The 9,934-nt window shown below is 52.3% G+C and carries 8 protein-coding genes; 5 read left to right on the forward strand and 3 right to left on the reverse strand.

Annotated elements, in window-relative coordinates:
• Positions 1–502: 502 nt before the first annotated feature.
• Together GX364_05310 and GX364_05315 are read left to right on the forward strand one after the other, a co-directional pair.
• Positions 503–2,104, forward strand: a complete 1,602-nt coding sequence (locus GX364_05310; protein ID NLI70261.1) for an NAD(P)H-hydrate dehydratase — start codon at positions 503–505, stop codon at positions 2,102–2,104.
• A 154-nt stretch (positions 2,105–2,258) separates the two neighbouring features.
• Positions 2,259–2,714, forward strand: a complete 456-nt coding sequence (locus GX364_05315; GenBank protein NLI70262.1) for a CBS domain-containing protein — start codon at positions 2,259–2,261, stop codon at positions 2,712–2,714.
• Positions 2,715–2,733: 19 nt separating this feature from the next.
• Here the strand turns inward: GX364_05315 and GX364_05320 are convergent, their stop codons facing one another.
• Positions 2,734–3,978, reverse strand: coding sequence for a CapA family protein (locus GX364_05320; protein NLI70263.1), 1,245 nt, complete (start codon positions 3,976–3,978; stop codon positions 2,734–2,736).
• Between the two features lie 613 nt (positions 3,979–4,591).
• Here GX364_05320 and GX364_05325 point away from each other — a divergent pair.
• Complete coding sequence (locus tag GX364_05325; protein NLI70264.1) at positions 4,592–5,122, forward strand: peptidylprolyl isomerase; 531 nt, start codon at positions 4,592–4,594, stop codon at positions 5,120–5,122.
• A 102-nt stretch (positions 5,123–5,224) separates the two neighbouring features.
• Here GX364_05325 and GX364_05330 read toward each other — a convergent pair whose 3' ends face one another.
• Positions 5,225–6,406: a hypothetical protein gene (locus tag GX364_05330; GenBank protein NLI70265.1), complete on the reverse strand. Its 1,182-nt coding sequence runs from the start codon at positions 6,404–6,406 to the stop codon at positions 5,225–5,227.
• 325 nt (positions 6,407–6,731) lie between these two features.
• Between GX364_05330 and GX364_05335 the strand changes: the two genes are divergently transcribed.
• Positions 6,732–7,808: a BMP family ABC transporter substrate-binding protein gene (locus GX364_05335; GenBank protein ID NLI70266.1), complete on the forward strand. Its 1,077-nt coding sequence runs from the start codon at positions 6,732–6,734 to the stop codon at positions 7,806–7,808.
• Positions 7,809–7,907: 99 nt separating this feature from the next.
• Here GX364_05335 and GX364_05340 read toward each other — a convergent pair whose 3' ends face one another.
• The gene (locus tag GX364_05340) at positions 7,908–8,048 is read right to left on the reverse strand and encodes a hypothetical protein (GenBank protein ID NLI70267.1); all 141 of its coding nucleotides are present in this window, start codon (positions 8,046–8,048) and stop codon (positions 7,908–7,910) included.
• A gap of 373 nt (positions 8,049–8,421) precedes the next feature.
• Between GX364_05340 and GX364_05345 the strand changes: the two genes are divergently transcribed.
• Positions 8,422–9,744, forward strand: a complete 1,323-nt coding sequence (locus tag GX364_05345; protein NLI70268.1) for an MFS transporter — start codon at positions 8,422–8,424, stop codon at positions 9,742–9,744.
• Positions 9,745–9,934 lie beyond the last annotated feature (190 nt).

A 9,934-nucleotide genomic window follows, 5' to 3' on the forward strand; every position in this document is an offset into this window, starting at 1 on the left:
AGTTTGCCGCGACCGAAGAATCCCCTTCTCATGTACCCCTTACTATCGCTATAAAATGGTTCTTGGTCTTTTATCCCCGTAAAGCACAACGTTTCCCTCTGCCCGAGATTCCTTGCGGCGCTATTCTTTCACCCCGGTGTTACCGTTTCTACATCATTTTTCTCTATAGCTTCATGTTGGTGTTCTTGTTGAACACCGCTTGCTCGGAATGACAGGGGGGAGGCCGCGCTCTTTCCCCTGGTATTGTGTCATTCGGCAAGACTGTATTTCCAGTACTGTCATTCTGAGGGAGCCCTGTTTTTTGGGGCGACCGAAGAATCCCCTCCTTGATCCCCCTTACTACCTGAACAGGCTATTTCCCCTTTCCCGAGCGTTCACACCTCTCCACCGCAAGGAAGGATATAATAAACCTTTTGGGGAATAAAATAAAGAATGTTTGATTGTCAGTATTTGATTGATCTTGAAGGCCTGATGCCTTGAATCGGCCAAGGAGGGGTAATTCATGAAACTGGTTACGGCTTCAGCGATGCGGGAGGCGGATCGCACTACCATGAAGGATCTCGGTTTCCCCGGGATCGCATTGATGGAAAATGCGGGGATGAGGGTTACGGAAGCGATCATGTCCATAGACCCCCTGCCGCGAAGGGTGGTTATCCTCGTAGGCCCCGGCAACAACGGAGGCGACGGCCTGGTCGTTGCCCGTCACCTGGATCGGCTGGGTTTTCAGCTTTCAGTCTGGTCTACCGCACCGAAGGAATCATATTCGGGGGATCCGGGGATAAACCTGAATTTCCTTGAGAAGAAGGGACTTTATGTCAAGCATATCCAGGACCATGTGCAACTGGGAATGGTGGAGGAAGATATCCACCGCGCCGATCTGGTGGTGGATGCCCTCCTGGGAACGGGGATCGGAAGGCCGGTGGAGGGGATGATCGCTTCGCTCATCGGGGTCCTGAACTCTTCCTGGATCCCGGTGCTTTCCGTGGACATTCCTTCGGGCATCGATGCTGATACCGGGGAGGTGCGAGGCAATGCTGTCCGGGCCTGGTGGACGATCACTTTTGCTTATCCCAAAAGGGGGCTCATGCTCTACCCGGGAGCTGATCATGCCGGGTGGGTCAGTGTAGCCGAAATAGACATACCCCCCGAAGCTCTTCCCCCCGAGGGGCTTGAAGTCATCACCCCGGCCCGGATTTACCGTCTGTTGCCCGATCGTCCCGGCAACGCCCACAAGGGCACTTTTGGCAAGATAATGATCGTGGCCGGTTCGCCGGGGATGACCGGAGCGGCGGCCCTGGCCGGTGAAGCGGCATTGCGGGGCGGGGGTGGCCTCGTTTATGTGGCCACATCACAGCGCCTCCGTCAAATCCTTGAAGCCAAGACATTGGAAGTGATCACCATGGATTTGCCGGAAACGGGGAAAGGCGAAATTTCCGACGATGCCGCGAATATCATTTTGCAGAAGGCGGCAAACTGCCATGTTCTGGCTGTGGGACCCGGAATGACCCCCGGAGAAGAAACCTATCGGTTACTGGAGGAACTTATTCCCGACTGCCCGGTACCCATGATTCTTGATGCGGGTGCGCTCGGTGCCCTGGCTCGGGGGCCTGAAATACTGTTGAAAGCCAGGGCGCCGGTTATCATCACCCCTCATCCCGGCGAGATGTCGCGTCTGACCGGCTTGCAACTGGCAGAAGTGGAGCGAGATCGCTTTGCATTGCCGGCGAAGATAGCCCGGTCATGGAAGACTGTCGTGGTGATGAAAGGGGCGCCTACCGTGATTTCTTTTCCCAACGGTCTTTCATATGTCAACCCCACGGGGGGGCCGGCCCTGGCTACCGCCGGAACGGGGGATGTCCTCACCGGGTTGATTGCTGGCCTGGTCGGCCAGGGGCTTCCGGTGGAAGAAGCCGCTCTGTGCGGGGCGTTCATCCACGGGGTTGCCGGCGATCTGGCGGCATCGGAGGGGCGCGGGATCAAGGCCGGTGATGTCCTTTTGCATTTTCCCGCCACATTCAAAACGTTGGAAAGCAGGGGTTGGGAGAGCAGTATTTTTGGCCCCTTTCACCGGGATTTGCGGCCACGATTTCGCCGGGACAGCTGAATCCAGGTTGCTGTTGCCATGGCGATTCGGGCCCGTACATTACAATTTTGTTGCTCATTTTGCAGCAAAAAAGCGGGAGTGGGGGAGGCAAAGGCCCTGGTTTCACCGACGGGCGCGGCACCTCCAAAAAATTGATCAGGAGTGATAACCGGAAATGTTGATTCGAGAAATCATGACCGAGGAAGTTGTTACCGTGCATGTTGATGATTCTGTCGAAAAATGTGCAAATTTGCTTCTGCAACACAATATCAGCGGCCTGCCGGTGGTGGATGATCACCACAAGGTTGTGGGGATGGTAACCGAGGGCGATCTGATCCGGCGGGCGGCGCGCATCCAGGCGCCGGGTTACCTTGACATCCTGGGCGGTCTGATCTATCTTGGTGACCCGAAAAAATTTGTCAATGAACTGAAGAGAGCGATGTCACTGAAAGCCGGGGATCTGATGACCCCTGGGGTGATATCCATTTCTCCCGATGATGATACGGAAGTGGCTGCAACGGCCATGCTGAAAAATAACATCAGCCGTATCCCGGTCATCGACGGGAACAAGAAACTGGTTGGTATCGTATCCCGCCGCGACATCATGCTCTCGCTGTACAAAACGGAGTAAATCATGCCTTCCCGTTCAATCATCGGCTAGCACGGTACGGGTTCAACCGGATCAGGCCCAGGGTTTCTTCCCGCACCTCTTCCAGGCGTTGTGCATGATAATCTCTCAGCAGGGGATCACTCCCCCTTCTGTAATCGGCAAGCGCATCATCAACGGACACTACCCGGAACTGCCGTGGCCCACCCTGGCTGTAGATGTGGATCCAGGTGGGCACGCAATTTATCTTTGCCACGCTGATCCTGCCCTCTTCATCGCGGCGGTAGTGGATTCGCAGGATCATTCCGCTGTCGGTATGTTTCATGATCTGATCGGCGATGAAGTTGCCGAGCGAATAGACAACCACGCCCTCCCTCCGTGATTCTTCATCTCCGGTGCTGATGAATTCTACTCGCTGGAGCACATGCGGGTGACTCCCCAGTATGAGGTCGCCCCCCCACGAGATGATCTTCCCGGCCAATTGTTGTTGCTCCTCGTTGGGTTCTCGACTGTATTCCTGCCCCCAATGCATGGATACGACCACAATTTCCGCTCCTTTTTTTCGGGCAGATCCGATATCCTTCCTGATCAGATCCTCGTCAATCATGTTTACCAGATACTTTTTCCCGCCGGGAATGGGGATACCATTCGTGCCGTATGTATAGGCAAGAAAAGCCGCCCGGATACCGTTTTTCTCCATGATCGGAAAATTGTCACGCTCCCCGGCGGAACGTGCCGTGCCCGTGAAAGCGAGCCCCGCTTTTTCCAGATGCATTGCGGTTCTCTGCACACCTGCTTCCAGCCGATCCATGCAGTGGTTGTTGGCTGTTGACATGATGGAAAAACCCGCCTTCTTCAAATCAGCGGCCAAACTTTCAGGGGTGTTGAAGGCGGGGTAACCGGTGTATGCCAACTCTTCGCCGGCCAGGGTCGTCTCCAGGTTGCCGATGGTCACATCTCCTTCCCGTAGATACTTCTCCACGGGGGCAAACCATTTGGCGAACTCGAAATCACCCGTTGCCGGGTTGAGCGCAGAAGGAAATTGAGTTTTATGGACCATGATGTCCCCCGTGGCCACGATCAACAATTCGGCAGGTTCCTGCGGCAGGGGCTTCTCCCGTTCCTTCTCATCCCGGGAAATGCTCCCGATCCGCATGTCGGCGGCGGGGTCATCCGTAAAAAAAAGATAGAGACCGATGATGGCCAGCAATGCCAGGACAACGACACTCCAGGTTCGAAAATGTTTTTTAATTGGCAGCACCTCCATGCAGGGCCAATAATCCGGCATTATATTGTATTCATCAGAAAATAATTTAGACCACTGCCGTTCCGCCGAAAGGTACCGTTCCCGGCTATCGCTGCCCATTATGCGGAGTAAAAATACTTTGAACGGGAACGTTAATCTGGTAATATATCTATGAGTCCGTCGTAAAATATAAAATGTCTGAAGGAAATGGGGATAGATATCCGGGCGGCGGGTTCCGTGTTCGAGGTCAAGAGACGATGCCAATCCATTCGAACGTATCACGATAGCAGACAGGGGGAGAGCAATTTTGGGTAGGAAGAGCAGACTCAAAAAAATGAGGAAGGCCCAGGCCTCCGATAATGGCCATGCAGGAAAAACAACAACAAAAAACAAAAAACAGAATGGCGGACGGCAAAGAAACTGGACTGATTATACTCTTATCGCCGTGATCATCATTGTTCTGGTGACGGCCCTTTATTTTGTGGGGGATCTGAATGAAAGTACCGTCGGGGAAGATGACCAGGGGGCAGAACCGACAGGTGTGTTTGAAAAACTATTTGAATTTGCCGGCCGGAAGCCTCCTGATGAGAAGAAAAGCAGGGATGTCGGGAGCCGCATATCTGACAGGCTGGAAAAAGAAAGGGAAGAAGATAAAATGAAAAGACCTGTGGTGACGATAGAAATGAAAGGCGGGGGCAAGATCAAGATCCAGCTGGAGCCCGAAGTGGCTCCCAATACGGTTAACAACTTCATCTCGCTCGTGGAGAATGGTTATTATGATGGTCTGACATTCCACCGCGTTATTCCCGGCTTCATGATCCAGGGTGGCTGCCCGGAAGGTACCGGGACCGGCGGGCCCGGCTACAGTATCAAGGGGGAGTTCACCTCCAACGACCATCGCAATGATCTCAAGCATGAGCGGGGCGCGGTATCCATGGCCCGGTCTGCTTCGCCGGATTCTGCGGGATCGCAATTTTTCATCGTGCTCGAAACAGCGTCCCATCTGGACCGGGAGTATGCAGCATTTGGCAAGGTCATATCGGGCATGGAAGAAGTTGATCGTATCGTGAACGCCAGTGACGGCGACCCTGATGAAAACGGGAAGGTGCGCGGTCAGGTTCAGGTGATGAAGAAAGTCACGGTGGAAACCTTCGGTATTGCTTACGACCAGCCCGAAAAACTTTGAGTCCCGGGGGAGAATGCCTGGGTACAGTAACTGTCGTGTTTGAAAACAATTTCATATTGCCTGTACAGGGTTGGTTGCTGGCCGCCACCCATATTCAGTTCATCACAATCCTATCTGCAGTAGTGTAGCCACGTTTTTCATCCTGTTGCTGATACTCACTCTGTTTGAACCGGCGAAGACCAGGCCAACGGCATTGTTTTTGTTGTTTAGAAGCAGTGAGCCGCTGTCCCCGGGCAGTGCTATGGCTGAAGTGACAAGCTGATCGGTAAATATGACCGGTTTCCCGCTTTCCATGGCCACGGCGATATGCACATCCCTGGCCAGCACAATTCCTTTTTTGACTCCGCTGGTTCTTCCGCTGAAGACTACCTCCTGGCCAATTTCTACCTCGGCGATGCCGATGGCCCGGCCCAAACCCAGTATAGCCGTGCTTAGATAGCTGTCCCTGATCGGTTTTGCCACTGCCGCGTCAACCAGATTTTCCGGTTCCTTGTTTTTGTTGAACCTCACCCGGTAACAGGTGCCGGAGAATGACAGTATCCGGTTGATGATTTCCTCACTCATGGCCGCTACACTGCAACACCTGATATCTTTCACCAGAGGTACAAAACGTTCCAGGTGGCCCCATACATCGTGGGGGTCTCTCCCCCCATCATGGGCTCCGGGTTGCAAGATTTTGTCCCCTTTGGCGGCACGCCCATCATTTCCGGTTGTGGAATTGGCCAGCACATGATTGTTCGACAGAGCCAGAAGTTTACCCCTACCTTCGGGGGTTCTGTCCTGTACCGCAGTTCCCAGTGTACCGGCAGTGATCAGGTAATGTCCAATGCTGATTCCTCCCGGTGCGGGCCGATGTTTTGCTGTTCTATCTTTCAGTATTTCCGCTTCTCCGTTCCCCGTTTTATCTTCGGGAGGGGATCGTGTATACTTGCGGGTAATCTTTCCCGGGGTTGTCGATGGTGATCTTTCTTCCTCTCTCAACCAGCTTTTCTCTGGCTGTAACTCTTCCGTACCTTCCTTTCCTTCCTTTTTTTCCTCTTCTTGCAGGAAACGGATTTCACCGATTTCCACGACATCCACGGGTTCCCCTTCCAGTTGGCGGGGAATCAACTCTTCTTTACGCAATGCCACCTCCGGTACCTTCTTGCTCACGAGTACCAACACCGATTTCTCATCAGTCATCCTGTTGTCTTTCAGGCGTTTTCCCACACCTATTCCCACCACATTTGGCTTGCTCCTGATATAATCCCTGTATTTATTTTTCAGATCCAGGTATTTTTTCATCTTGTTTTCTCCTCATCTTCATTTTTGGAAATTGTATTTCCGGTACAGCTTATGAAAGTGAGAGGAGAGGGGTGAAAGGTCAGCATAGCGGATGGCCGGAGTGAAAGAGTGAGTTGGGGGGGACATCCGGAACCATATGTCGGCATGGAGTGAAGTTTGCTCTTGTTTCTCCCCGGCCACGCCGGATAAAACGATGTTGCCCGCAAAATAATGGACAAAAACATTATCGAATTGTAAAATTGAATTGTTATGAATCGAAGTAACAAACTTGTGAGACCGTGGCGTCTTTTTTTCGCCTGGTATCGGTTACAGGGGGCATTGAAATATGAGAAAGATGGGATTTCGGGCTTCAGTTCTGATCGTGATAATCGTGGCTCTGTTGATGGCGGGAGGTTGCACTCCCTTGAATCGGTCCATCCACATGATTGGCATGAACCGTACCCTGGAAGACATCCCCTACAACCAGCGAGCCAGGGAAAGCCTGGAAGGTTTCCAGAAGTTGCATCCCCAATGGGAAATTGACTTTCAACTGACCCGGAGCAGTGCCCATTATCTGAAAGCTATCCAGAAATCCCTGGCTTCGGAAGCCGGGTATATATGGTCACTGGAACCGCAGATGGCGGAAGAAATTCTGGACATTGCCCGACAGAACCCCACCCGGAAATTTATCATCGTGGACTGGCATCCCGAAAACCCCGGGGATTATCTGAAAAATGTACTCTATATCCGTTATCTGGAGCATGAAGGCAGTTTTCTGATGGGGGTGGTTGCAGGCGAAACCACTGAAAGTGGCACCGTCGGCTTTGTCGGAGGGCTGAAGGATGAGGTCGGCGCCCGCTATGAAGCCGGTTTCCGGGCCGGTCTAGCCTACTCAAACCCCGAAGCCACGGTTCTGGTGGATTATATACAATCCCGTTCCGACAATGCCAGAGCGGCTGACGCGGCCATGGAGATGGTTGATGCAGGTGCCGATGTACTTTTCCATGCTGCCGGTACAGCGGGAGAGGGTGTTGCCGATATCTGCCGGGAAAATGATATCTGGTTTATCGGTTCAGATTGTGATCAGAATGCCCTGGCTCCTGACCATACATTGACCAGCATGCTCAAACGTATCGACAACGTTGCCGGCCTGGTAAACCGGGATATCAGCGAAGGAATCTTCCCTGGCGGACAGCTTCTGTGGATGGGTGCCCGGGAAACAGCTGTTTCATTCAGCCGTTCATCCCTGGACAGGGAACTGACCTATCAACTGGATGACCTGGGCTACCATATAACCGCGGGAGAATTGTGGATCGCCGACAATCCCGAGGAATCGCCTCTTTTCGAGATCCGTCCCCATGAAAATGACCATGACCATGACCACGACCATGATCACGACCACGACCATGATCACGACCACTGATGACAGCATTCCGGCTGGGCTTCGGTGTGGGAAACAATCACTTTCCCGGGATCCGATCGGAGAACGGTTCAGGTGTGGGGGATGTTTATTTTTGATCGATCATTCATAGACAAACGAATAGGTAATATCAAGGGGGCTGACGTAGCCGGATTTTTTCAGGTGCACGATGACCATTACTGCTGCTGTTATGGCAGTTACGGTTGCGGCTATGGTCAGAACAGTCCATGCTTTTTTCTTCATCCTCGGGTCACCCTTTCTGGACTTTCCTTCTCTCGTTCTTTCCTGCCATCGATGGCAGGTTTTGTTACACATGCTACATTCGTATTATACCCGATCCGGGCCAGGGACGCCTTGTTTTTTGGTTCCCATCAATATTTTTGCTGCTGAAATGATAACATGACGTGTGTTCGGCAATACATCCGGTCTATTGCCGGGCATTTATTTTGCTGGATTTGAACGAGAAATTGCGAGTTAAAACAAGAAATCCGGCGAAGAAAACGATAATACCAATTATACCCGGTATACAATGAAGGGAATCCATATAATGAAATAGAATAACATTGACGATATCCGGTAGCATCGAAATACGGCAACGGAGTACTGATCGATACCGATGACAAAACACAAAGGGCTTGGCCTTGCACACAAGATGCTATATGGTGCCGGTATGGGCGGATCGGCCCTGGTTGATCGTCTGATGCTCCTGTGGATTTACCCTTTTTATGTAACCAGTTTTCTGGAACGCGGTTATTCACTGGTCGAGCCTCTTGTATTTGGACTGATCATGTTCTTCGGAAGGGCCGTTGATGGCCTTGCCGACCCCCTGATTGCCCGGCTTTCTGACAACCATAGGGGAAAATGGGGGCGGCGCACACCCTTCATGGCCCTGAGCGGGGTTTTCTATGTTCTTGTTTTTATCGCCATATTCTACCCGATCTTTCCCGAAAAGTCAGCATGGAATCACGTCTATCTGGCCTTGATGCTTGGTATTTATTTCTTTCTTTACACCGCTTATGTCTGCCCCTACCTGGCCCTGCTCCCCGACATAGCCAGGACCACCCGCGACCGGGTCGATCTTTCCACCTTCAAGGCCGTTTTTGGCATGATCGGTGGCGGCATCGGTATGGTCGGTTCGGGCATACTGATCGGCTATCTCGGTTTTCACGGGATGCTCTGGGCGATGGGCCTTCTGGGCCTTGTTTTCCTTTATCTACCGGTCTTTATCAGGGAAAAGGATCACACTGACAGCAAGCCTTCCGATATGGGGCTGATCGAGGCTCTCACCGCTACCTTCAAAAACAAACCCTTTGTCATCTACCTGTTTGGCAGCAATGCTTTCTGGTTCGGGTTCAACATCATCACCATCAACTTGCCCCTCTATATTACCCAGCTGATGGGCAAACCGGAGGAAGAAACTTCCTTTTATCTCCTGGCCCTGGCGGCGGCCATCGTCTTTTTTCCCATTGTAAATTTTCTGGTCAAGAAGTGGGGGTTGAAAACGATGATGATAATATCCATGCTCATATTTGTGATCATGCTCCCCTTCACCTATATTATCGGCATGCCGTTGCTGGGCTTGTCACCTGATATCTGGTGGTTCTCCATTATTGGAGTGTGCTGTTTTTCCATCGCCGGGTTGATGATCATTCCGGATGCAATCGTGGCCGTGGTCTCGGACCTCGAGGAGAAGATATCCGGACAGCGGCGTGAAGGTATGTATTTTGGCGCTCAGGGCCTGATCAACAAGATTAATCTGGGACTTTCCACCGTCCTCTCCGGGGCACTGCTGCAGTATTTCGGCAGTCCGCTTGGCATCCGGCTTACCGGGCCGGTGTCGGCCCTCTTTATTCTGGTCGGCATGCTCATCTTTCTTCTTTATCCGGAGAAAGAGATCATTAGCATCACAACCCCACTCCACCCGCGCCGGGATGCATGACCCATCATCGATCATCCAGCCTTCGTTTTTCCTGTCTTGCCGGCCATGAAATGACAATCTTCTTTATGGCAGGCGCGGAAACATTCCGGAGATCGGATACCCTGTACCATACTATCCAGGCTTACATCCTCCCCGATTCTTCCTGATCCTTGACCACGGCATTGATACCCATGACATAGGTACCGCAAGC

Source organism: Bacillota bacterium (assembly GCA_012518215.1).
Lineage (GTDB): Bacteria > Bacillota > Dethiobacteria > DTU022 > PWGO01 > JAAYSV01.